The organism is Acidovorax sp. K2F, from assembly GCF_025246485.1.
GTDB classification, from domain to species: domain Bacteria; phylum Pseudomonadota; class Gammaproteobacteria; order Burkholderiales; family Burkholderiaceae_C; genus Acidovorax; species Acidovorax delafieldii.
The window spans coordinates 52,445-74,277 of record NZ_JAOBSQ010000051.1 but is presented as its reverse complement, the minus strand read 5'-3'; the positions used below and the strand labels follow the sequence as shown (position 1 = coordinate 74,277).

The window sequence follows — 21,833 nt, the reverse complement described above, 5'->3', positions numbered from 1 at the left end:
CGCTGCAGCCGCTTGTGCGCGCTACCGTGCGTCCGGTCCGGCCAGTGCGCGCCGTCCTACATGACCCCCACTGCGCCGCCGACATGGGCGCGCGCCGCGCACCGGCATCCAGGGCACAGGGAGATACCTACAGTTGGTCCCAGGCGTTGAGGTTTTGGCGCCACCCGATCTGCCGGCAAGCCGGCCACCCATAAGGAGATGGAAATGTTGCACTACGCAGTTGTTTTTCTGGTGATCGCGCTGATTGCAGCCCTCTTCGGTTTTGGCGGCATTGCTGCCGGTGCCGTGGGCATTGCGAAGATTCTGTTCTTCGTGTTCGTGATCATGGCTGTCGTCACCTTTGTGCTGGGGCTCCTGAAAAAGGGGTGAGTCAGGCCGCAACGCCTGGACTGCTGCCCTTCACCCCCTCCCGCATCCCCTGTACCCCGTACCCCAAGGAGTTTCCCCATGAGCCTTCAGACCGCTACCGACAAAGTGACCCACGGTGTTCGCAACCTGGCCGATGACGTGCTGCAAAGCGCGCAGGACGCAGTGCAGACCACCCGGGCTGCCGCTGACCAGTCGCTGGACAAGGCCGAAGAAAGCGTGCGCGCCCTGCGCCGCCAGACCGACCCGGCGATTGATGACCTGGCCGCCCGTGCACAGGACCTGGCTGCTCGCAGCATCGACTACTGCGCCGAGACCAGCGCGCGTGCACGCCGCCAGATCCAGCAGGCAGCCGAAGTCACCGGCAAGTATGTGGCCGAGCAGCCCGGCAAGTCGCTGGTCATCGCCGCTGCATCGGGGGCTTTGCTGGCCACCGTGGCGATGTGGATGTCCCGCCGGCGCAATGCATACTGAGGGCTAGCGCACCGGTGTTTGCACGCTGGTGCCTCGCCCGCAGCGCCTGGCTATGCGCCAGCGCTGTCCTTTTTCCCACAGTCCGCCGGTCGCGGAGGGTGCAACAGACCGGTGGACTGAACATGTCCCAGCACCCGCGTTCCCAACCATTCTTGAACAAGGAAAACACCATGAAATACGCACGTGCCCTCGCTTTTGCCGCAGTTGCCGGTATCACCATCGTCACAGCCACTGGTTGCTCGGTGGCCCGCGAACAGCAAACAGTTGGCTCCTATGTGGATGACGCTGGCATCACCACCGCCGTGAAGGCCAAGATGGCCGAAGACAAGAACGTGTCTGCCACCTCCATCAGCGTGGAAACGCTCAATGGCACGGTGCAGCTGTCGGGCTTTGCCAAGTCGCAGGCTGAAAAGAACCAAGCCGAAAACATTGCGCGCAACACCAAGCATGTGCGCGAAGTGCGCAACAGCATCGTTGTGCGGCCCTGACCGGTAGGGCTGACGCCCTGCACCCGGGGCCCCATGCCCCTGGCGCAGTGGCTTGGATCCTGAAGCAGGCTCCGGGCATGTCCCGGGGCCTGCTTTTTTCATGGGCCCACCTTAGCGCTGCAAAAGGGGGCCGTGCGTTGTTTCTCCTCACTGCTCCGGTCCACGGGGTATAAGCTCCACACCATGCGGGTATTCAATTGCGACCATTGCGGTCATCTGGTGTTTTTCGATAGCGTGCAGTGCCTGCATTGCGGCAGTGCGCTGGCCTTCTTGCCCGATGTGCTGACCATGGCTGCCCTGGCCCCTGCACCGCAGGACGGTGCCGACCTGTGGCGCCGCCAAGGGGGGCAGGGCAGTGCGCACTACAGCGGGCGCCTGTACCGCATGTGCCGCAACCACACGGACCATCAAGCCTGCAACTTCGCGATACCCGCCAACGACTTTGCGGAGCTGTGTGTGTCGTGCCGCCAGACCCGGGTGATGCCCGACCTGTCAGAGCCCGCCAACATGGGGCGCTGGATGCAGATCGAAGCAGCCAAGCGGCGGCTGTTCTACAGCCTGGCCCGCCTGGGCCTGGAGCCGGCGCCCGGGCGTACCGGTCCGGTGTTCGAGTTTTTGGCCGAGGTGCCGGGCGGACCGCCTGTGCTGACGGGCCACCACAGTGGGACCATCACGCTCAACGTGGCCGAGGCGGACGACGACGAACGCGCGCGCCGCCGCATCGCGCTGGGTGAGCCCTACCGCACTCTGATCGGTCACCTGCGCCATGAGTCCGGCCACTTCTATTGGGACCAGCTGGTGCGCGACGGCGGGCGGCTGGACGACTTCAGACAGATGTTTGGTGACGAGCGCCAGGACTACGCAGCGGCGCTGGAGGCGCACTACGCCAAGGGCAACGAGGGCAGTGACTGGGCCAACCACCATGTGAGTGCCTATGCCGCCGCCCACCCCTGGGAAGACTGGGCTGAAACCTGGGCCCATTACCTGCACATGATCGACCTGCTGGAAACCTCGGCCAGCTATGCCACCGAGGTCACCATTCCCGGTATCTATGGCGCGCAGCGCAGCAGCGCCATCGATCCCTTTGCCAGCCCGGCGCCCGACTTTCAGTCCATGGTGCAACACCTGGTGCCGCTGACGCTGCTGCTCAACAGCCTTACGCGCAGCCTGGGTCAACCTGACGCCTACCCGTTCGCGCTGGCGGGTGAGGTGCTGGCCAAGCTGCGCTTTGTGCACGACATGGTGCGTGCAGCGGCCGCGCGTCCTGCCCCTGTGGCCACCATGGTACCCATGCCGCCACCCTCGCCGGCTGCGAATCAAGGTATCAAAAAGAATAGCAAAACAGCCAATAAAGACCGGCGCTAGAGAGCGATTCGGCCGAAATATTGACGGTGGCTGTCGGCCGGGCATGAAAACGGCCTGGAACTTGCTTGAGGGCTTGCAGGAGATTGGCTCTCATGCAGAAGTTCGACGAGATGGTTACCCGGCTGCCCCTGGCCGGCCTGGGCGGTGCGGCAGGCTGGGCGGGCAGTGATGTACGGCCCCACTATGCGCGGTTTGCCCAGTGGCTGGCGCGCCAGAGTGCCGAATCCATGCAGGCGCGGCGCGCCGAGGCCGAGGTCATCTTCCGGCGCGTGGGCATCACCTTCGCCGTCTACGGCGCCAAGGACGAAGACGGCGCGGGCACCGAGCGGCTCATCCCCTTCGACCTGATCCCCCGCATCATTCCGCAGCAGGAATGGGCGCACATGCAGCGGGGCCTGGTGCAGCGGGTCACGGCGCTCAATCGCTTCATCCACGACGTGTACCACGGCCAGGACATCCTGCGCGCAGGCATCGTGCCTGCCGAGCAGATCCTGCGCAACGCCCAGTTCCGGCCGGAGATGGTCGGCGTTCATGTGCCGCTCGATATCTACTCCCACATCAGCGGCATCGACATCGTGCGGGCACCGGATGCGGCAGGCGAGGGCGTGTACTACGTGCTGGAAGACAACCTGCGCGTGCCCAGCGGCGTGAGCTACATGCTCGAAGACCGCAAGATGATGATGCGGCTGTTCCCCGAACTGTTCGCTCAGCACCAGGTGGCACCGGTGGCGCATTATCCGGACTTGCTGCTGGACACCCTGCGCGCCAGCGCCCCGGCCGGTGCGGCCGACCCGACCGTGGTGGTGCTGACCCCCGGCATGTACAACAGCGCCTATTTCGAGCACGCCTTCCTCGCGCAGCAGATGGGCGTGGAGCTGGTCGAGGGGCAGGACCTCGTGGTCAAGGACCAGTTTGTGTACATGCGCACCACGCGCGGGCTGCAGCGGGTGGACGTGATCTACCGCCGGGTCGATGACGACTTCCTCGATCCCGATGTCTTCCGCCCCACCTCCACACTGGGTTGTGCGGGGCTCATGTCCGCCTACCGGGCCGGCAATGTCGCCATCTGCAACGCCGTGGGCACAGGCGTGGCGGACGACAAGTCGATCTACCCCTATGTGCCGGACATGATCCGCTTCTACCTCGGTGAGGAGCCCATCCTGCAGAACGTGCCCACCTGGATGTGCCGCAAGCCGGACGACCTGCGGTACGTGCTGGACCACCTGCATGAACTGGTGGTGAAGGAGGTGCATGGCGCGGGCGGCTACGGCATGCTGATTGGCCCCGCGGCCACCCGGGCCGAGATCGAGGCCTTCCGCGCCGCAGTCATCGCCAAGCCCGACGGCTACATCGCCCAGCCCACGCTGAGCCTCTCCAGCTGCCCCACTTATGTGGACAGCGGCATTGCGCCCCGCCACATCGACCTGCGGCCCTTTGTGCTCAGCGGCCAGAAGGTGCAGATGGTGGCGGGCGGCCTCACGCGCGTGGCGCTCAAGGAGGGATCGCTGGTGGTCAATTCGTCGCAGGGCGGGGGCACCAAGGACACCTGGGTGCTGGGCGATCAGCCCGCTACAGCACACATACCGTCACCACCAATGCAAACACAACGCCAAGGGAGGGAATGACCATGCTGAGCCGTACCGCCGATCATTTGTTCTGGATGGCCCGTTACACCGAACGGGCAGAAAAGCCCTGCGCAGCGGGGCTTTCGAAAAAATACCGCAAGCGTGTGCAACACGCTCGGGGTTCTCTGCCCTCGTCCAAGAAGGAGATCACATGCTGAGCCGCACCGCCGATCATTTGTTCTGGATGGCCCGGTACACCGAAAGGGCAGAGAACACCGCACGCATGCTCGACGTCAACTACCAGAGTGCGTTGCTACCCCAATCGACCGAGGTGGCCACCCTGGGCTGGCAGGGCTTGCTGTCCATCAGCGAGCTGCTGCCTGCCTACATCGCCCAGCATGGCGAGGTGACGCCCGCCAAGGTGCTCGACTTCATGGTCAAGGACCCGTCCAACCCGTCGTCCATCGTGGCCTGCCTGCAGGCTGCACGCGAGAACGCGCGGGCGGTGCGCGGTGCGCTCAACACCGAGGCCTGGGAGATCCAGAACCAGACCTGGCTCGAAGTGAACCGCCTGATCGCCAGCGGTGCACTGGAGCAGGACCCGGCGCGATTCTTCGAATGGGTGAAGTTCCGCTCGCACCTCTCGCGGGGTGTGACGGTGGGCACCATGCTGCAGGACGAGGCGCTGCACTTCATGCGCCTGGGCACCTTTCTGGAGCGGGCCGACAACACGGCGCGGCTGCTGGATGTGAAGTTTCACGCGGTGCAAAGCGACTTCATGGGCGCGGCCACGGCGCAGGACCAAGACTACGATTTCTACCACTGGAGCGCCATCCTGCTCAGCGTGTCGGGCTTCGAGACCTACCGCAAGGTGTACCGCGACGTGATCACGCCCGAACGTGTGGCCGAACTGCTGATCCTGCGGGCCGACATGCCCCGCTCACTGCACGCTTGCATGAAAGAGGTGCTGGGCAACCTCGACATGCTGGGCAGCGGCCAGTCGGCCGAGACCCAGCGGCACGCGGGGCGGCTGCTGGCGCACCTGAAGTTCGCACGCATCGATGAAATCCTGACCCATGGACTGCACGCCTACCTCACCCAGTTCCTGGAGCGGGTGAACGACCTGGGCGCGCGGATCAGCCGGGACTTTCTGGTGCCTGCGGCGGTGTGAGGGGTGTATCTGGTGCGTCTGGCGCAGCGGCCATAGCGGCCGGCACCGGCTCCACCGTCACGCCCACCTGCAGCACATGGTGGTCGCCGCCGTGGATCACGCCGCGCAGCGGCGACACATCCGAAAAATCGCGGCCGATGGCCAGGGTCACGTAGTCCTCGCCCGCCGCGCGGTCGTTGGTGGGGTCCAGGTCAAACCAGGTGTTGTCGCCTGATGCGCCATCACTTTCGTCGGCTGCCGGTGACCACACCGACACCCAGGCGTGCGAGGCATCGGCCCCCACCAGCCGGGGTTGTCCGGGCGGGGGCTCGGTCAGCAGGTAGCCGCTCACATACCGCGCCGCCAAGCCCAGGCTGCGCAGGCAGCCGATCATCACGTGGGCAAAGTCCTGGCACACGCCCCGGCGCAGCCGCAACGATTCGAGCGCGGGCGTGCCCGCGTCGGTGGCGTTGGCGGTGTAGGCAACGTCGGCATGGATGCGCGACATCAGGTGGCGGGCGGCCTGCATCAGCGGGCGGCCGGGTGCAAAGCTCTCGGCGGCATAGGCCACGAAGTCGGCATGCCGGGGAATATAGGGCGACGCAAAGCTGAACTCGGTGGCCGCGTGGTAGGGCTGGCCGCGCCGATAACCCAGGCGCTCGCGCACGGCCTCCCAGGGCTCGCCGGGCGGTGCGGCGGGCACGGGCAGGGTCTCCAGCAGGCTTTCGGCGCGCACCCGCAGTTGCTCGTGGGTGAACGGCAGGCTGAAGAACGCGCGGGTGTTGCCAAACACGTCCTGCACCATGTTGCACTGTGTTGGGGCGGGGTCCACCTGCAGGCTGTGGGTCAGCACACGCTGCACCACACCGGTGCGCGGACGCAGATGGGCCATGTGCTGGGCGTTCTGCACCGCCGGGCTGTAGTGGTACACCGTTTCGTGGATGACGCGCAGCTTCATGGTCAAGCTCCTACGCTGTGCCGAAGTGCATCCGCCGAATGCGTGAAGTAGCGCGTGGCCAGCACATCCGACAAGCCCATCACGCCCCGCACACACCGGCCCAGATATTCCTCCAGAGTGGCATGGCGGCCTTCGGCGTCCTGTGCGCACAGGGCCACCAGCGACAGGTCGGACGCTTCGGGGATGCCCGTGGCGGCGGATTCGCAGGGCGTACCGGCGGTCGCTTCGATCTTGGCAATGCGCCCGCGCAGCGTCTGCGCGACCCAGGCCAGCGAGCGGGGGTTGTCGCGGTCGATCACCAGCAGGTCCAGCAGGGCGGGCATGTCGCGCCGCTGCTGGTACTGCGCGTGGAAGGTGATGGTGCTGTCAAACAGCGCCACCATGGCCTCGAAGCCGCCCTCATCGTGCACGGCGCCGGTCTGCAGGCCACTTTCCAGCGCCGAGGCCAGAAAGCCCAGGCGCTCCAGGTGGCGCCCGATGGACAGCAGGCGCCAGCCGTCGTCGCGGGTCATGCGGTCGGTCTGCTGGCCCGTCATGGCTGCGGTGTGGCCGCTCAGCACTTCCAGCTGGCGCAGCGCGTCCAGCGGCGAATAGTCGCCGTCGTCTTCGGCCCCGGTGCGGGGCGCAAAAAACTCCGCCTCGGCGCGCACGATGAGGTTCCAGTGTTCCTGCGACAAACGGTCGCGCACGGCCGATGCGGCGCCCAAGATACCGCGCAGGTTGAAGCCCACGCTGGTCACCTGCGCGGGCTGCGTCAGCCCGGCGATCAGCGAGCGCTCGAACACGCGCCGTGCCTGCCCGGCCGCAGGCACGGTCGGCAGCACCAGCCCCTGGCTCACGCCCATGGCGCTCAGCCAGGTCAGCAGCGGCTGCGAGGTCTGGTCCTCGCCATTGAGGCATTGCAGCGTGATGCGCGCCAGGCGCGTGACGTTCTCGGTGCGTTCGGTGTAGCGGCCCAGCCAGAACAGGTTTTCGGCCGCGCGGCTGGTCACCTGGCGGCTGCGGTGCACCACGGCGGGCGCGGCCTGGTTGTGGGCCAGCAGCGTGGTGGTGTCCACGGGGCCATCGGTCTGCACCCACACATCGGCACTGCTGCCGCCGCGCTGCATGGATGTGATGCCGCTGTCGCCCTGGGCCAGGCGGGCCAGCCCGCCCGGCAGCACGCGCCACGAGCCGGGGCCGTCGCACACCGCAAACACGCGCAGCATCACCGAGCGGGGGGCGATGGGGCCACCGTCCTGGCCCGCACCCTCTGCGGCGTCACTGCGCCAGGTGGGCATTTGCGACAGCGGCAGGTGGGCCTGCACGGTGTATTCGTCGCCCTGGGCTTCGATGCGTGCGGACCACTGCGCCAGGTCTTGCGCCGACAGCGCACCGCCCAGCACGGGCACGCGCTGCGCCATGGGCCAGGTGGGGCGGATTACGCTGTGCGCGAGCTGCGGCAGCACCGCCTGCATGGCCGAGCGCTCGCCACACCACCAGGTGGGCAGCGACGGCAGGGCCAGCTCTTCGCCCAGCAGGTGGCGCGACAGCGCGGGCATGAAGCCCAGCAGCGCCGACGATTCGAGGAACGCCGAGCCCGGCGCATTGGCCACGAGCACATTGCCCGCGCGGATGGCCTGCAGCAGGCCTGGCACGCCCAGGCGCGAGTCGCTGCGCAGCTCCAGTGGGTCCAGAAACTCGTCGTCCAGGCGCTTGAGGATGCCGTGCACCGGCTGCAGGCCGTGCAGCGTCTTGAGGTACAGGCGCGCATCGCGCACGGTGAGGTCGTTGCCCTCCACCAGCGTGAGGCCCAGGTAGCGCGCCAGGTACGCGTGCTCAAAGTAGGTCTCGTTGTACGGGCCGGGCGTGAGCAGCACGATGCGCGCATCCGCCCCCGCCGGGCTCATCTGCCGCAGCCCGTCGAGCAGTGCGCGGTAGGTGGCGGCCAGGCGCTGCACATGCATCTGGCTGAACGCCTCGGGGAACAGGCGCGAGATGAGCAGCCGGTTCTCCAGCAAATATCCCAGGCCTGAGGGCGCCTGCGTGCGCTGCGTCACCACCCACCAGTCGCCCTGCGCATCACGCGCCATGTCGAACGCCGCGATGTGCAAATGGGTGCCGCCCACGGGCTGCACGCCATGCATGGCGCGCAGGTAGCCCGGGTGGCCCTGCACCAGCGCGCTGGGCAGCAGGCCTTTGCGCAGCAGCTCCTGCGGGCCATACACGTCGGCCATCACGCGGTTGAGCAGGCGCGCGCGTTGCAGCACGCCGCGCTCGATGTGTGCCCAGTCGCCCTGCGAAAGGATCAGCGGGAACAGGTCCACTGACCAGGGCCGCTGCGGGCCGTCGGCGTCGGCGTACACGTTGTAGGTGATGCCGTTGTCGCGCACCTGGCGCTGCAGGCTCTGCATGCGCCGATCCAGGTCCTGGAAGCCCTCGGGCCCCAATTGATCAAAGAATTGGCCCCAGGCGCTAGTGATATCTGGCTTGTTTGCTATTGATTTGGGAGTGGCTGGTGCAGTGGCAGCGCCGGGGGCGTCCGCCACGCTGGCACCCCGCAACTCGTCAAAATGCCCGGCCGCCGCAGCAGGCGCCAGTGCAGCCGCCAACTGGGCTGCGCTGTCAGAAGGGTCGGGGGATGGAAGGCTGTCGTTGAGGTGGTTCACTGCGCTCGATTTTCGGGCATTTGGTCGACAACACTCTGCGGGTAACCCGCACCGTCGAAACTGGCGGGGCCGATGCCAGAGACGCCAAGCAAGGGTCGCCCCGCAGCAAGGGCGTCTTCCCCCTGGGGGGAAGGCGCGCAGCGACTCAGGGGGGCTTCTCTACCTCCGCATCTTGCGTCGCAGATCCAGCGTGAACGGAAACTCCCGGCTGCCCGGCAGCTCAATCGTCGCAGGCGGCACCGCCAGCCTGCCCGGCGTGTGGCCCATGCGCGAGAAGCGCGCCAGGCGGCGGCTTTCGGCCTCATACGCGTTGACCGGGAAGGTGTCGTAGTTGCGCCCGCCCGGGTGCGCCACGTGGTACTGGCAGCCGCCCAGCGAGCGGTTCATCCAGGTGTCAACGATGTCGAACGTGAGCGGCGCATGGGCGCCAATGGTCGGGTGCAGGGCCGAGGGCGGGTTCCAGGCCTTGTAGCGCACACCCGCCACAAACTCGCCGGTCGTGCCCGTGCTTTGCAGGGGCAGCGGCTGGCCGTTGACGGTGACCACATGGCGGCTTTCGTTCATGCCCGTCACGCGCACCTCGATGCGCTCCAGCGACGAGTCCACATAGCGCACGGTGCCCCCGGCTGAGCCTTCCTCGCCCATCACATGCCAGGGCTCCAGCGCGTTGCGCAGGGTCAGCTCCACACCCATCGATTGGACGGTGCCGACCATGGGGAAGCGGAACTCGAACTGCGGTGCAAACCAGGCCGCGTCAAACGCGTAGCCTGCGGCGTTCATCTCGGCCACCACGTCGTGCATGTCCTGCTGGATGAACGTGGGCAGCATCCAGCGGTCGTGCAGCTCGGTGCCCCAGCGGGCGGCGGGCGCGCGGTAGGGCGTCTTCCAGAAGCGGGCGATCAGGGCGCGCAGCAGCAGCTGCTGCACCACGCTCATGTGGGCGTGGGGCGGCATCTCAAAGGCGCGCAGCTCCAGCAGGCCCAGGCGGCCGGTGCTGCTGTCGGGCGAGAACATCTTGTCGATGGAAAACTCGCTGCGGTGGGTGTTGCCCGTCACGTCCACCAGGATGTTGCGCAGCGTGCGGTCCACCAGCCACGGCGGCATGTCCTGGCCATAGGTTGCGCGGTTGGTTTCGATCTCGCGCAGTGCGATCTCCAGCTCATACAGCTGGTCGTTGCGCGCCTCGTCCACGCGTGGCGACTGGCTGGTGGGTCCGATGAACAGGCCGCTGAACAGATAGCTCAGGCTAGGGTGGTTGTGCCAGTAGAGCAGCAGGCTGGCCAGCAGCTCGGGCTTGCGCAAGAACGGCGAGTCGGCCGGTGTGGCGCCGCCCATCACAAAGTGGTTGCCGCCACCGGTGCCGGTGTGGCGGCCGTCGGTCATGAACTTCTCGGCCGACAGGCGGGTCTCCCACGCGGCTTGGTACAGAAACTCGGTGTGCTGCACCAGCTCCTTCCAGTGGCTGGCGGGGTGGATGTTCACCTCGATCACGCCGGGGTCGGGCGTCACGGCCAGCACCTTCAGGCGTGCGTCGCGCGGCGGCGGGTAGCCTTCCAGCACGATCTTCATGCCCAGTTCTTTGGCCGTGGCCTCGATGGCCGCCAGCAGGTCCAGGTAGTCCTCCAGGCGCGCCAGCGGGGGCATGAAGACGTAGAGCACGCCGTACTTCTCACCCACCTTCTCGGCCTTGGGGCCGCTGGCGCGGCGCGGGTCGCGCACTTCCACACACAGGGCAGTGCGCGACAGGCCTGCGGCCGACTGGAACTTGCCCGGGGGCTGCATGCCCGCATGCGGGTCGGGCTGCCCGGCCTGGCGTGCGTGGTCGCCGCCTGCGGTGCCTTGCACCACGCGGCGTGCTTCGCCCGGTGCGGTGGCGCCCGCCAGGTAGGGCAGGTCACGGTCGCCGGTGACGGGGCCCGCTGGAAGGGAATACCGCGCCCGCAGCGTGGTCGCAGCGGGCAGCGGGCCTTGGGGTGCGGTCGGGTCTTGCGGGATCAGGTGCTCGGTGTCCGACGCCTTCACCCAGGGCAGGGCGTCCAGCGGCAGGCGGTAGCCCATGGGCGAATCGCCGGGGATGAGCAGCATGCGGTCGTCGCGGAAGAACCACGGCCCCGTGCTCCACACGCTGCCCGCCAGCGTGCCTGCGCCTTCGCCCGCCTGCAGCGGCAGCACATAGCCCACCACGCTGTCGAGCTTTTGCTCAAACACGCGGCGCAGGCGTGCGCGCTCCAGCTCATCGTCCAGACGCGCGTCAAACGGGTCCACGTTGACCGGCAGGCGCCGCTCGCGCCACAGGTAGTAGAAGGTGTCCTCATAACCGGGCTGGATGTAGCGGTCCGTCACGCCCAGCTTGCGCGTGAGGTGGCGCACAAAACGCTCGGCGTCGGCGCTGGTGTAGTGCGAGGGGTTGCGTTCGTCGGCAAACAGCGCGGGGTTCTGCCACGCGGGCTGGCCGTCGGCGCGCCAGCAGATCGACAGTGCCCAGCGCGGCAGCTGCTCGCCCGGGTACCACTTGCCCTGGCCAAAGTGCAGGAAGCCGCCCTGGCCGTATTCGGCGCGCAGCTTGTGCGTGAGTTCGGTGGCAAAGCCGCGTTTGGTGGGGCCCAGCGCGTCGGTGTTCCACTCGGGCGCGTCGCGGTCGCCCACGGCCACAAAGGTGGGCTCGCCGCCCATCGTCAGCCGCACGTCGCCCGCCACCAGGTCGGCGTCCACCTGCTCGCCCAGCGCCAGCACAGCCTGCCACTGGTCTTCGGTGTAGGGCTTGGTCACGCGGGGCGATTCGTAGATGCGCGTCACGCGCATTTCATGGCTGAACTCCACCTCGGCCTTGTCCACGCCACCTTCAATCGGCGCGGCGCCCGAGGGCTGGGGTGTGCAAGCGAGCGGGATATGGCCCTCGCCCGCCATCAGGCCGCTGGTGGCATCCAGGCCGATCCAGCCCGCGCCGGGCAGGTAGACCTCGCACCAGGCGTGCAGGTCGGTGAAGTCGTGGTCGGTGCCGCTGGGGCCATCGAGCGCCTTCACATCGGGGGTGAGCTGGATCAGGTAGCCCGACACAAACCGCGCCGCCAGCCCCAGGTGGCGCAGCAGCTGCACCAGCAGCCAGCCCGAGTCGCGGCACGAGCCGCTGGCCTTTTGCAGCGTTTCCTCGGGTGTCTGCACGCCGGGCTCCAGGCGGATCAGGTAGCGGATGTCCTGCGAGACCTGCTGGTTGAGCTTGACCAGGAAATCGATGGTGCGCTGCTTGCTGCGGTCCACCTTGTCCAGATAGGCCTGCACCAACGGTGTCATCGGGTCGGTGGCCAGGTAGGGCGCCAGCTCCTGCTGCACATCGCTGCTGTACTTGAAAGGGATGTTCTCGGCCTCGGGCTCCAGGAAGAAGTCGAAGGGGTTGTACACCGCCATCTCCACCACCAGGTCCACCGTGACCTTGAACTCGCGCGTCTTCTCGGGGAAGACGAGCCGTGCCTGGTAGTTGGCAAACGGGTCTTGCTGCCAGTTGATGAAGTGCTGCGCGGGCTCGACCTTGAGCGAGTACGAAATCACATTGCTGCGGCAATGGGGCGCAGGCCGCAATCGGATCGTCTGCGGCCCGAGGCCGACCAGCCGGTCGTATTGGTAATGCGTAACGTGGTGGAGCGCGGCGTGGATGGGCATATGCAGGCCATGCTAGCAAGTCCCGAGCCATCGCGGGCAACTATTCCGGAGGCGGTGACAAGCGGTCATCGGCTGTTCACAATGTGCGGTCCGTGCCCCGCTGCTGGGGCTGTCTGCATGCTTCTCATCGCGCACCAACTTGGTGAAGCCTCTTTTCATCCATGTCCCACTCCCCCCAACTTCTGCTCCTGCCCGGTCTGGCCGCCGATGAACGCATGTGGCGCGGCGTGCTGCCGCTGCTGCCCGCCGCGCTGCGCCCCGAGGTCGCCACCGCCCACCAGGATGTGAACCTGCATCGCATCGAGGACTTTGCCGCACGGCTGCTGGCACAGCACGCGGGGCCGCTGGTGCTGGCCGGTGCGTCGATGGGCGGCATGGTCGCCATGGAGGCCGCGCGCCAGGCGCCGCAGCGGGTTGCGGGGCTGGCCTTGCTGGGCACCACCGCGCGACCCGAGACACCCGACATGCGCGCCCTGCGCGAAGGTGCCATCGCGCTGTTTGAACAGGGCCGGGTGCGCGAGGTCATCGAGCCCAACGTGGCCCTGGCCTTCCACCCCGCGAACGCCGCCAAGGCGGAGCTGGTGCAGGCCTATCTGGACTTTGTGCTGGACGCGGGCCCCGACCACCTGGTGCGCCAGAACCGTGCCGTGATCCATCGGCCCGATGCGCGGGTGCATCTGCCGCAGGTGGCCTGCCCCGTGCTGGTGGTGTGTGGCGCGGCCGACCAGCTCACGCCGCCGGAATGCTCGGCAGAGATTGCGGCGCTGGTGCCCGGCGCCGAACACCACCTGCTGCCCGACAGCGGCCACATGCTGACCATGGAGCAGCCCGAGGTGGTGACCCGCTTGCTGGTGCAGTGGCTGGCCCGCAACGGGTGGATTTGAATTGGTTAGAAGGATTTTTGACAGGAAGCGCTAGTGGTACATGCCTGAATAGCTATTGAAATGATAGCTAATCAGAACTCCAGGTTGTCAATCAACCGCGTGCTGCCCAGCCGTGCAGCACCCAGCGCCACCAGTGTGCCTGCGGCATCGTCGGCCGTGGCGAGCAGCAGGTCGGCACGGCGACGCACCGTGAGGTAGTCGGGCGCCCAGCCCCGGGCGCGCAGCGCGTCTTGCGCCTGGGTCTCCAGCGTGCTGCGGTCGCTGGCATCCAGCCACTGCTGCGCCAGCCGCTTCAGGGCCTGCGACAGGGCCACAGCCTCCTGGCGTTCGTCCAGGCTGAGGTAGCCATTGCGCGAGCTCAGCGCCAGGCCATCGGCCGCGCGGCAGGTCTCGCCCGCCACGATCTCGATGGGCAGCGCAAACTGCCGCACCATGTGGCGGATCACCATGAGCTGCTGGTAGTCCTTCTTGCCAAACACCGCCACGCCACCGGTGGCGCCCAGCACGCAGGCAAACAGCTTCATCACCACCGTGCTCACGCCCACAAAAAAGCCGGGGCGAAAGTGCCCTTCCAGCATGTCGGCGAGCTGCTGGTCAGGGTGCACCTTGAAGGTCTGGGGCTCGGGGTACAGGTCCGTCTCGCGCGGGGCAAACAGCACATCGCAACCGGCGGCCTGCAGCTGGGCGCAGTCGGCCTCCCAGGTGCGCGGGTAGCTGTCAAAGTCCTCGTGCGGCAGAAACTGCAGGCGGTTCACAAAGATGCTGGCCACGGTCACATCGCCCAGGGGCTTGGCCTGGCGCACCAGGGCAATGTGCCCGTCGTGCAGGTTGCCCATGGTGGGCACAAACGCAGGGCGGCGGTAGGGGGCCAGGGCCTGGCGCAGGTCGGCAATGGAGCGAGCAATCAGCATGGGGTCGGAGGGGTCAGAAGGAGAGAGGAAAAGGGCTCACCAGGCGTGCACAGCGTTGTCCGGGAAACGCCCTTGCTTCACGGCCTGCACATACGCCTCCATGGCGCCGCGCACGCTGCCCGCGTCCTGCATGAAGTTGTGCACGAACTTCGGCATCTTCCCGAGGTTCATGCCCAGCATGTCGTGCAACACCAGCACCTGGCCGGCCGTGCCGTTGCCCGCGCCGATGCCGATGGTGTGGCAGTGCGGCAGCTCGGCCGTGATGTCGGCGGCCAGCGCTGCGGGCACCATCTCCAGCACCAGCATGGCGGCGCCTGCGTCCTGCAGCTCATGGGCCTCTTTGCGCAGCGTGCGGGCCGCGTCGTCGGTTTTGCCCTGCACGCGGTAGCCACCCAGCGCGTGCACCGTTTGCGGCGTCAGGCCCAGGTGGGCGCACACGGGCACGCCGCGCTGCACCAGGAATTCGACCGTGGCCGCCGTCCAGCCACCACCTTCGAGCTTGACCATGTGTGCACCCGCCTGCATCAGCACGCAGGCGCTGCGCAGCGCTTGTTCGCGGCTTTCGGCGTAGGTGCCATAGGGCAGGTCGGCCACCAGCCAGGCCGTGCCCTGCACGCGGTGCAGGCCGCGCGCCACGCTGGCCGTGTGGTAGGCCATGGTGTCCAGCGTCACTCCCACCGTGCTGGGCAGGCCCTGGCACACCATGCCCAGCGAGTCGCCCACCAGAATGCATTCCACCCCCGCCGCATCGGCCACGGCCGCAAAGGTGGCGTCGTAGGCGGTGAGCATGGTGATCTTCTCGCCCGCCGCGCGCATTTGCGCCAGGCGCGGCAGGCTCACGGGCTTGCGCTGGGGCAGGGGCGATGCGGGCGGCAGCGTGCCATAGGGCGTGGCCGAAACAGGGCTGGTGGCGGTCATATAGCGCGGTGGAGCCAAAAAATTGCCGCGAGTCTATGCGACCAATACTGGGTGTACTTATTGGTTTCCAGCGCGGGCCCCAGGGGCCAGCGCTGGCACAGTGGCCTTTGCGTTCCCGGTATGCTCGCGGCCCATGACAGCTGCGACATATTCCGCACATTCCCCCGCAAAGACCCCCATGAGCGATACCGAAGTGAAGGCCCTGGCCCAGGCCGATGTGGCCCGCGCCCTGGCCGAAGACGTGGGCACCGGCGACCTCACCGCCGGCCTGATCGACCCCGCCCGCCGCGCCCGCGCGCGCATCCTGGCACGCGAAGCCGCCGTCATCTGCGGCGCCCCCTGGGCCGAGGCCGCGCTGCGCGCCCTCGACCCCACGGTGCAGATCACCTGGCATGTGGCCGAAGGCCAGCGCTGCGCCCCCGACCAGGTGGTGCTGGAGATTGAAGGCAATGCCCGCGCGCTGCTCAGCGCCGAGCGCACGGCGCTCAACTTCCTGCAACTGCTGTCGGCCGTGGCCACCAAGACCCGTACCTATGTGGATGTGGTGGCTGGCACCCGTGCCCACATCGTGGACACGCGCAAGACCATTCCCGGCCTGCGCCTGGCGCAGAAATATGCCGTGCGCGTGGGCGGCGGCACCAACCACCGCATTGGCCTGCACGATGCGGTGCTGATCAAAGAGAACCACATTGCTGCTGCGGGAGGCGTGACCGCCGTGCTGCGCGCGGCCGAGCGGGTGGCGTCTCAGGCAAAGTTCATCGAGATCGAAGTCGAAACCCTGGAGCAACTGGCCGAGGCGCTGGAGGCTGGCGCCAAGATGGTGCTGCTGGACAACATGCCCCTGACCATGCTGCGCGAAGCGGTGCGCATCAACGCGGGCCGTGCGATTCTGGAAATATCGGGCGGCGTCACGCTCGACGGCCTGCGCGAACTGGCCGAGACCGGCGTGGACCGCATCTCCATCGGCACGCTGACCAAGGACGTGAAGGCCACCGACTTTTCGATGCGCCTGCAGGAGCTGTCATGACCACCGCTGTACTGAACCGCATCGACGTGGAGTACGAGCAGCCGCTCGATACCGAGGAAGGCGTCGTCTGCTCCACCAAACACGCCTGGGCGCGTGTGCCGCCCGAACCTTCGCAGGCGGAGCGTGCCGCGCTCAAGGACAAGATCCGTCGCCTGCTCAAGGAAAAGAATGCGGTCATGGTGTCGCACTACTACGTGCACCCGGACCTGCAGGACCTGGCCGAGGAAACTGGAGGCCTGGTGAGCGACTCGCTGGAGATGGCCCGCTTTGGCCGCGACCACGCGGCGCAGACCCTGGTGGTAAGCGGCGTGCGGTTCATGGGCGAAACGGCCAAGATCCTGAGCCCGGAAAAGACCGTGCTCATGCCCGACCTGGACGCCACCTGCTCTCTGGACCTGGGCTGCCCCATCGACGAATTCAGCGCGTTCTGCGACCAGCACCCCGACCGCACTGTGGTCGTCTACGCCAACACCAGCGCGGCCGTGAAGGCGCGCGCGGACTGGCTGGTGACTTCCAGTTGCGCGCTCGACATCGTGAGCGCCCTCAAGGCCGCAGGCCAGAAGATCCTGTGGGCGCCCGACCGCCACCTGGGCGCCTACATCCAGCGTGAGACGGGCGCCGACATGGTGTTCTGGAACGGTGCCTGCATCGTGCATGACGAGTTCAAGGCGCTGGAGCTGGAGCTGCTCAAGCAGCAGCACCCGCATGCCAAGGTGCTGGTCCACCCCGAGAGCCCCGCCGACGTGGTGGCCCTGGCCGACGCCGTGGGCTCCACCAGCGCCATCCTCAAGGCCGCGCGCGAGATGGACGCCACCGAGTTCATCGTGGCCACCGACAACGGCATGATGCACAAGCTGCGCACGCTCAACCCCGGCAAGATGTTTTACGAAGCCCCCACGGCGGGCAACAGCGCCACTTGCAAAAGCTGCGCGCACTGCCCTTGGATGGCGATGAACGGCCTGGCCGATGTGGCCCGCGTGCTGGAGACCGGTGCGAACGCTGTGCACGTGGACCCTGCACTGATTCCGCGTGCGCGCCAGCCGATTGACCGCATGCTGGCCTTCACGGCGGCGCTCAAGAACGGTCAGCCCACCGGCGCACTGTTGCCCCACCTGGGCGCTGCCTGAGTGCGCACGACGTGTTGATGTTTGCTCATGTTTTGATAGCTACAGGCGCATGATCCACTAGCGCCTCCGCCTGCTTTGACTTCTAGTTGCCACATTGACTTCACCCAGCCGCTGAGCGCAGGCGCCGCGCGCCTGCGCCACCGTTTCGAGGCCCCACGCGAGGTGCTGGTGGCCCAGGCACTGTACGAGGTGCGCGGTGTGCTCGACGCCGTGTTTGCCGCCGCACAGCAAGGACGCTGGTGCGTGGGCCATGTGCGCTACGAGGCCGCCCCGGCCTTCGATGCCGCATTGCAGACCCATGCGGCCGACGGCCCGCTGGCCTGGTTCGCCGTGTACGACGCGCCCCAACCCGGGACCGACGACGCGGCGGATGCGGCCGCAGCGGCAACCCCAGCGCAGGTAGTGTGGGACGACAGCCCCGAGCGCGAGGCGTTTGACGCCGCACTGGCGCAGATCCAGCAGGCCATCGCGGCGGGCGAGCTGTACCAGGTCAACTACACCGCGCCCTTTCGCGGCACGCTTCAGGGCTCGCCGCAGGCCCTGTTTGCTGCACTGTTGCGCGCGCAGCCCGGGGGCTATGCCGCCTACCTGCAGGCGGGTGACGAGCAGGTGCTGTCGGTGTCGCCCGAGCTGTTTTTTGACTGGCTGGACGCGCCTGAAGGCGGCACCCTGCTGGCCCGCCCGATGAAGGGCACGGCCCCGCGCGGCGCCACCCCCGAGCAGGACGCGCAGCAGGCCGAGCACCTGCGCACGGCGCCCAAGGAGCGTGCCGAGAACGTGATGATCGTGGACCTGCTGCGCAACGACATGTCGCGCATTGCGCTGCCGCACAGCGTGCAGGTGCCTGCGCTGTTTGCCACGCAGGCCTTGCCCACGGTGTGGCAGATGACCTCGGACGTGACGGCGCGCACGCGGCCCGGCACCACGCTGACAGAGGTTTTTGCGGCGCTGTTCCCTTGTGGCTCCGTCACGGGGGCGCCCAAGGTGCGCGCCATGCAGATGATCCGCGCGCTGGAGCCCGCGCCGCGCGGTGTGTATTGCGGCGCGGTGGGTGTGGTGCGGCCTGGCGGGGCAACGGGGCCGGACGGCCTGCACCCGGTGGCGGCCACGTTCAATGTGCCCATCCGCACCGTGGTGCTGCGTGGCGTGGGTACGGGTGCGGGTGCGGAGGCCTCCGCCGGCGTTGCCAAAGCCACCTGCGGCATTGGCAGCGGCATCACCTCGGGTGCCGGGGCGGGCGCCGAATGGTCCGAGTGGCACCACAAGCGCGCCTTTGTCGAGCGGGCCAGCGCTCCGTTCGAGGTGCTCGAAACCCTGGGCTTGCACCACGGCAAATTCGTGCACGCCGACCAGCATGTGCGCCGCATGGGCGAGGCGGCCGCGCATTTCGGCTTTGTGTTCAACGCCCATGCGGTGCGTCAGGAGCTGCAGATTGCCGCCCTGCAACACCGCGATGGCGACTGGCGGGTGCGCCTGCTGCTGGCGGCGGATGGCAGCGCCCGCGCCGAGGCCTTTGCGCTGCAGACCACGGCAGTGCCTGTGCGCCTGCAACTGGCGCCGCGCCCCTTTGCGGCCGCACACAGCGAGTTTGTGCGCTACAAGACCACGCGGCGCGCGCACTACGCGGCGTTTGCACCCACCACCCCCGGCGTGTTCGACACGGTGCTGTGGAACGAGGCGGGCGAGATCACCGAAGGCACCTTCGGCAACATCGCCGCGCTCGTCGATGGGCGCTGGGTGACGCCGCCCCTGTCCTGCGGCCTGCTGCCCGGCGTGGGCCGCGCCGTGGCACTGCAGGACGGCCACGTGGTGGAGGCCGTGCTGCGCGTGGCCGACATTCCCCGCGTGCAAGGCTGGGCGTTCATCAACAGCCTGCGCGGCTGGCTGGACGCCACGCTGCACGCCTAGCCAACCCTTTTCTCGCAGCCTCCCTGTTGGCGTCCCGCCCCCCAAGTGTTTGGCGTTTTGGCGGCCGCCGCAGGGGCCGTTCAGCGCAATGGATCAGGCCATGGGTGTGTTGCCTTCAGTGGTCGTTCAGGCAGCGGGCCGAGCGTGCCAACGCGCATCCTGTGCATCAGGATGTGACGCTGCTTGCCAGGGCTGTAGGCGCGTGCATGGCGCCCACCCAGCCTGACCGCACCGGCCTGGCAAGGCCGGTTGCTGCGGTCTGGCAAATGCCCCCTTTTGCATCCCGCTACCTGCTGTGCGCTTGCTTACACCGCATCGCACCTGGCCCACAGGCCTATAGGACACGGCCTACAAAAAGCGCTGCGGTGCCCCTCGAACATGAACCCACACAAGACGCCTTTGCAGGCTTTGTGTGCAACCTTTGTTCAACCACTTCGACAGGAGCCACCATGTCTCAAAACAACCCGCAGAACCAGCCCAACATCCCTTCGTCTCAGCGCCAGTCGCCCGCCGGGCAGCAGCAGGCCGAGCAGAGCACGGGCGGCAACACCCACCGCCAGCAAGGTGCTCGCAACGACGCCGACACACACGCGCAGGGCCGCGACCAGAAGCAGCAAGGCAGCCGCGATTCGCACAAGAGCCAGCCCTGAGACCGGGCGGGCCACAACAGCATGTGGCCAGCCGCACCCTTTCATTCTTATTCACTTTCAACTTTTGATATTCCCATTGACCGCAAGGAGAACACCATGGGCTACAGAGACAGCGACGACAGCAACTTTTCCCGCCATGGCATGGGCCGCGATGCCGACGACATGCGCTTTACCGAGCGCGGTGACCACCAGGGCTACGGCAGCGAAGACCATCGCGGCAGCAGCCCTGGCGGTTACCGCCAGGAGTTCGAGAACCGCAATGACCGCAGCGACCGCTATGAGCAAGAACGCTATGGCCACGAACGTTACGGCCAGTACGGCCTGAACCGCAGCCGTGGCGAGTCGCAGGGCTACCCACGCACCGGGCGTGAGAGCATTGGTGCATATGGGGCTCAGGGCCGCTCGGGCTACGACAACGGCCCAGGCCGTCAGCACCAGGCCTGGGGAGCCCCGTACGAGAGCCAGGGTTTTCGCGATGACGAAGGGCGCTTTGCCTCGCCCTATCGCGATGATGAACGCGGCCAGGGTGGCTATGGCAACGCCTATGGCTTCACCCGCAATGCACCGCCCGCCCAGCAGAGCCGGGGCCACCGCGATCCCGACTACCAGCAGTGGCGCGACGAGCAACTGCGCATGCTGGATGACGACTACGACAGTTGGCGCAAGGAGCGCTACCAGAAGTTCTCGGATGACTTCAGCCAGTGGCGCTCCACACGCACCAGCGGCAGTTCGGGTCAGCAGAACCAGAAAGGTGCGGGCTCCCAGAGCGCATCCAGCACTGCGTCTGGCGGCAACCAGGGCAATACCGGCAAGTCCAAGGATGCCAGCTGACCGTTGCTGCGACTGACGCGGCCGGGCCGGGGCAGTGTGTACTGGCCCGGCCCGGTCGTTGAACTCGCCGTCCGTACCACCGTGGGCGCACTGGCCTTGAAGCCCAGGCGCCCCTTTTTTTGGCTCCGGTTGACCTGGAGCCCCTGTCGGCAGAAAGACATTCCTCCGTGACCGCCTCCGTCCCTTCGCTCCCGGTCACCAAGGGTGCGATCCATGCCTTTACCCAGGTGCTGGAGCACAACTGGCCGACCGGGGAATCCGCGTGAAAGCGGTGGCGCCAGGGCTGGTGTGGGCACCGCTGATCCCGGCGGAGCGCCTGGCCAAGGAAGTGGAAAAGGTTGGCGTCACAACGCGTCTGGACCGCCCGGCGCAACCCGAGGAGATCTCGCCCGCCGACGTGTTCCTGGCGGCCCCGTGTTGTTCCAGCTACATCACGGGCATCGTGCAGCCCATCACCGGCAACGCAGGCGACGGGGCCTGAGGCGGGGGCAGGAGCGCGGCGTCAGAGCCGCTCTTTGGCGTACGAGCCCCGGTCCATATCGACGATCTCCACGCTCAATTGCACCATCACGCCCTGGGGCTTGGGGGTGCGCTCGCGCAGCACCGCGGCAATGAGGTCGGACAGCTCCTTCTTGGCTTCGGGCGTGCGGCCTGACAGCAGGCGCAGCTGTGCGTGCACAAAGGCGCGGTTGGCGGGCGCGATGCCGATCTCGAAGCTGTCGGCCACGATGAAGCGCGTCTTCAGGTCGGCCTCGTCCTGCACCTGGGGATGTGCGCACAGGGCGGCGTTCAGGGCCGTCAACGTTTCGGCTTCGGGGTAGTGGGGCAGGTTGGCCGAGTATTCGATGGTCAGGTGGGGCATGGAATCGTCTCGCTGGAAGGATAGGGGGAGGGCCTGCACTGGCA

At 67.3% G+C, this 21,833-nt stretch carries 19 protein-coding genes and 1 pseudogene; 14 read left to right on the top strand and 6 right to left on the bottom strand.

Going from position 1 to position 21,833, the window contains the following annotated elements; translation table 11 throughout:
* The first annotated feature begins 204 nt into the window (after nucleotides 1-204).
* From N4G42_RS19135 to N4G42_RS19105, 7 genes are all read left to right on the top strand, one after another.
* Nucleotides 205-369: a DUF1328 domain-containing protein gene (locus N4G42_RS19135; protein ID WP_010463174.1), complete on the top strand. Its 165-nt coding sequence runs from the start codon at nucleotides 205-207 to the stop codon at nucleotides 367-369.
* A 78-nt stretch (nucleotides 370-447) separates the two neighbouring features.
* On the top strand, nucleotides 448-840 hold the full coding sequence (locus tag N4G42_RS19130; protein ID WP_056065917.1) for a hypothetical protein: 393 nt from the start codon (nucleotides 448-450) through the stop codon (nucleotides 838-840).
* A 170-nt stretch (nucleotides 841-1,010) separates the two neighbouring features.
* Nucleotides 1,011-1,328: a BON domain-containing protein gene (locus N4G42_RS19125; protein WP_056066545.1), complete on the top strand. Its 318-nt coding sequence runs from the start codon at nucleotides 1,011-1,013 to the stop codon at nucleotides 1,326-1,328.
* A 183-nt stretch (nucleotides 1,329-1,511) separates the two neighbouring features.
* The gene (locus tag N4G42_RS19120; protein ID WP_260668313.1) at nucleotides 1,512-2,693 is read left to right on the top strand and encodes a putative zinc-binding metallopeptidase; all 1,182 of its coding nucleotides are present in this window, start codon (nucleotides 1,512-1,514) and stop codon (nucleotides 2,691-2,693) included.
* 92 nt (nucleotides 2,694-2,785) lie between these two features.
* A complete protein-coding gene (locus tag N4G42_RS19115) occupies nucleotides 2,786-4,318 on the top strand; it encodes a circularly permuted type 2 ATP-grasp protein (RefSeq protein ID WP_146871749.1) in 1,533 nt (510 codons plus the stop codon).
* Between the two features lie 2 nt (nucleotides 4,319-4,320).
* Entirely contained in the window at nucleotides 4,321-4,476 is a 156-nt protein-coding gene (locus N4G42_RS19110) for an alpha-E domain-containing protein (RefSeq protein WP_082522527.1), read from the top strand.
* Complete coding sequence (locus N4G42_RS19105; RefSeq protein WP_056065906.1) at nucleotides 4,470-5,429, top strand: alpha-E domain-containing protein; 960 nt, start codon at nucleotides 4,470-4,472, stop codon at nucleotides 5,427-5,429. Before N4G42_RS19110 ends, N4G42_RS19105 begins: the two co-directional genes overlap by 7 nt.
* On the opposite strand, the gene N4G42_RS19100 is transcribed toward N4G42_RS19105, so the two are convergent.
* From N4G42_RS19100 to N4G42_RS19090, 3 genes are all read right to left on the bottom strand, one after another.
* Nucleotides 5,395-6,366, bottom strand: a complete 972-nt coding sequence (locus tag N4G42_RS19100) for a transglutaminase family protein (RefSeq protein ID WP_260668311.1) — start codon at nucleotides 6,364-6,366, stop codon at nucleotides 5,395-5,397. The genes N4G42_RS19105 and N4G42_RS19100 overlap by 35 nt on opposite strands.
* Before the next feature lie 2 nt (nucleotides 6,367-6,368).
* The gene (locus N4G42_RS19095; RefSeq protein WP_260668310.1) at nucleotides 6,369-9,014 is read right to left on the bottom strand and encodes a circularly permuted type 2 ATP-grasp protein; all 2,646 of its coding nucleotides are present in this window, start codon (nucleotides 9,012-9,014) and stop codon (nucleotides 6,369-6,371) included.
* A gap of 159 nt (nucleotides 9,015-9,173) precedes the next feature.
* On the bottom strand, nucleotides 9,174-12,671 hold the full coding sequence (locus N4G42_RS19090) for a DUF2126 domain-containing protein (RefSeq protein ID WP_260668309.1): 3,498 nt from the start codon (nucleotides 12,669-12,671) through the stop codon (nucleotides 9,174-9,176).
* Nucleotides 12,672-12,832: 161 nt separating this feature from the next.
* On the opposite strand from N4G42_RS19090, the gene N4G42_RS19085 reads away from it, so the two are divergent.
* Nucleotides 12,833-13,555: an alpha/beta fold hydrolase gene (locus tag N4G42_RS19085; RefSeq protein ID WP_260668308.1), complete on the top strand. Its 723-nt coding sequence runs from the start codon at nucleotides 12,833-12,835 to the stop codon at nucleotides 13,553-13,555.
* A 71-nt stretch (nucleotides 13,556-13,626) separates the two neighbouring features.
* Here N4G42_RS19085 and panC read toward each other — a convergent pair whose 3' ends face one another.
* Both panC and panB read right to left on the bottom strand, forming a co-directional pair.
* Nucleotides 13,627-14,466, bottom strand: a complete 840-nt coding sequence (gene panC, locus N4G42_RS19080) for a pantoate--beta-alanine ligase (protein WP_260668307.1) — start codon at nucleotides 14,464-14,466, stop codon at nucleotides 13,627-13,629.
* 36 nt (nucleotides 14,467-14,502) lie between these two features.
* The gene (gene panB, locus N4G42_RS19075; RefSeq protein WP_260668306.1) at nucleotides 14,503-15,384 is read right to left on the bottom strand and encodes a 3-methyl-2-oxobutanoate hydroxymethyltransferase; all 882 of its coding nucleotides are present in this window, start codon (nucleotides 15,382-15,384) and stop codon (nucleotides 14,503-14,505) included.
* Between the two features lie 178 nt (nucleotides 15,385-15,562).
* On the opposite strand from panB, the gene nadC reads away from it, so the two are divergent.
* The 6 genes and pseudogenes from nadC to N4G42_RS19045 all read left to right on the top strand — a co-directional run.
* Entirely contained in the window at nucleotides 15,563-16,411 is an 849-nt protein-coding gene (gene nadC / locus N4G42_RS19070) for a carboxylating nicotinate-nucleotide diphosphorylase (protein ID WP_260668305.1), read from the top strand.
* Nucleotides 16,408-17,538, top strand: coding sequence for a quinolinate synthase NadA (nadA, locus tag N4G42_RS19065; RefSeq protein WP_108498766.1), 1,131 nt, complete (start codon nucleotides 16,408-16,410; stop codon nucleotides 17,536-17,538). The genes nadC and nadA overlap by 4 nt, the downstream gene beginning before the upstream one ends.
* 75 nt (nucleotides 17,539-17,613) lie before the next feature.
* Nucleotides 17,614-19,446: a chorismate-binding protein gene (locus tag N4G42_RS19060; RefSeq protein WP_260668303.1), complete on the top strand. Its 1,833-nt coding sequence runs from the start codon at nucleotides 17,614-17,616 to the stop codon at nucleotides 19,444-19,446.
* 449 nt (nucleotides 19,447-19,895) lie between these two features.
* The gene (locus tag N4G42_RS19055; RefSeq protein WP_056746779.1) at nucleotides 19,896-20,096 is read left to right on the top strand and encodes a hypothetical protein; all 201 of its coding nucleotides are present in this window, start codon (nucleotides 19,896-19,898) and stop codon (nucleotides 20,094-20,096) included.
* A 96-nt stretch (nucleotides 20,097-20,192) separates the two neighbouring features.
* Entirely contained in the window at nucleotides 20,193-20,927 is a 735-nt protein-coding gene (locus N4G42_RS19050; protein WP_260668302.1) for a hypothetical protein, read from the top strand.
* Nucleotides 20,928-21,124: 197 nt separating this feature from the next.
* A pseudogene (locus N4G42_RS19045) lies at nucleotides 21,125-21,408 on the top strand (SDR family oxidoreductase); the annotation flags it as partial.
* A gap of 21 nt (nucleotides 21,409-21,429) precedes the next feature.
* On the opposite strand, the gene N4G42_RS19040 reads toward N4G42_RS19045, so the two are convergent.
* Nucleotides 21,430-21,789, bottom strand: coding sequence for a 5-carboxymethyl-2-hydroxymuconate Delta-isomerase (locus tag N4G42_RS19040; RefSeq protein ID WP_110960097.1), 360 nt, complete (start codon nucleotides 21,787-21,789; stop codon nucleotides 21,430-21,432).
* Nucleotides 21,790-21,833 lie beyond the last annotated feature (44 nt).

What these genes read in the sequence shown, in the direction of transcription:
- N4G42_RS19135 (WP_010463174.1), top strand. Translation starts at nt 205, where the DNA reads ATGTTGCACTACGCAGTTGTTTTTCTGGTGATCGCGCTGATTGCAGCC.
- N4G42_RS19130 (WP_056065917.1), top strand. Translation starts at nt 448, where the DNA reads ATGAGCCTTCAGACCGCTACCGACAAAGTGACCCACGGTGTTCGCAAC.
- N4G42_RS19125 (WP_056066545.1), top strand. Translation starts at nt 1,011, where the DNA reads ATGAAATACGCACGTGCCCTCGCTTTTGCCGCAGTTGCCGGTATCACC.
- N4G42_RS19120 (WP_260668313.1), top strand. Translation starts at nt 1,512, where the DNA reads ATGCGGGTATTCAATTGCGACCATTGCGGTCATCTGGTGTTTTTCGAT.
- N4G42_RS19115 (WP_146871749.1), top strand. Translation starts at nt 2,786, where the DNA reads ATGCAGAAGTTCGACGAGATGGTTACCCGGCTGCCCCTGGCCGGCCTG.
- N4G42_RS19110 (WP_082522527.1), top strand. Translation starts at nt 4,321, where the DNA reads ATGCTGAGCCGTACCGCCGATCATTTGTTCTGGATGGCCCGTTACACC.
- N4G42_RS19105 (WP_056065906.1), top strand. Translation starts at nt 4,470, where the DNA reads ATGCTGAGCCGCACCGCCGATCATTTGTTCTGGATGGCCCGGTACACC.
- N4G42_RS19100 (WP_260668311.1), bottom strand. Translation starts at nt 6,366, where the DNA reads ATGAAGCTGCGCGTCATCCACGAAACGGTGTACCACTACAGCCCGGCG.
- N4G42_RS19090 (WP_260668309.1), bottom strand. Translation starts at nt 12,671, where the DNA reads ATGCCCATCCACGCCGCGCTCCACCACGTTACGCATTACCAATACGAC.
- N4G42_RS19085 (WP_260668308.1), top strand. Translation starts at nt 12,833, where the DNA reads ATGTCCCACTCCCCCCAACTTCTGCTCCTGCCCGGTCTGGCCGCCGAT.
- panC (WP_260668307.1), bottom strand. Translation starts at nt 14,466, where the DNA reads ATGCTGATTGCTCGCTCCATTGCCGACCTGCGCCAGGCCCTGGCCCCC.
- panB (WP_260668306.1), bottom strand. Translation starts at nt 15,384, where the DNA reads ATGACCGCCACCAGCCCTGTTTCGGCCACGCCCTATGGCACGCTGCCG.
- nadC (WP_260668305.1), top strand. Translation starts at nt 15,563, where the DNA reads ATGAGCGATACCGAAGTGAAGGCCCTGGCCCAGGCCGATGTGGCCCGC.
- nadA (WP_108498766.1), top strand. Translation starts at nt 16,408, where the DNA reads ATGACCACCGCTGTACTGAACCGCATCGACGTGGAGTACGAGCAGCCG.
- N4G42_RS19055 (WP_056746779.1), top strand. Translation starts at nt 19,896, where the DNA reads ATGTCTCAAAACAACCCGCAGAACCAGCCCAACATCCCTTCGTCTCAG.
- N4G42_RS19050 (WP_260668302.1), top strand. Translation starts at nt 20,193, where the DNA reads ATGGGCTACAGAGACAGCGACGACAGCAACTTTTCCCGCCATGGCATG.
- N4G42_RS19040 (WP_110960097.1), bottom strand. Translation starts at nt 21,789, where the DNA reads ATGCCCCACCTGACCATCGAATACTCGGCCAACCTGCCCCACTACCCC.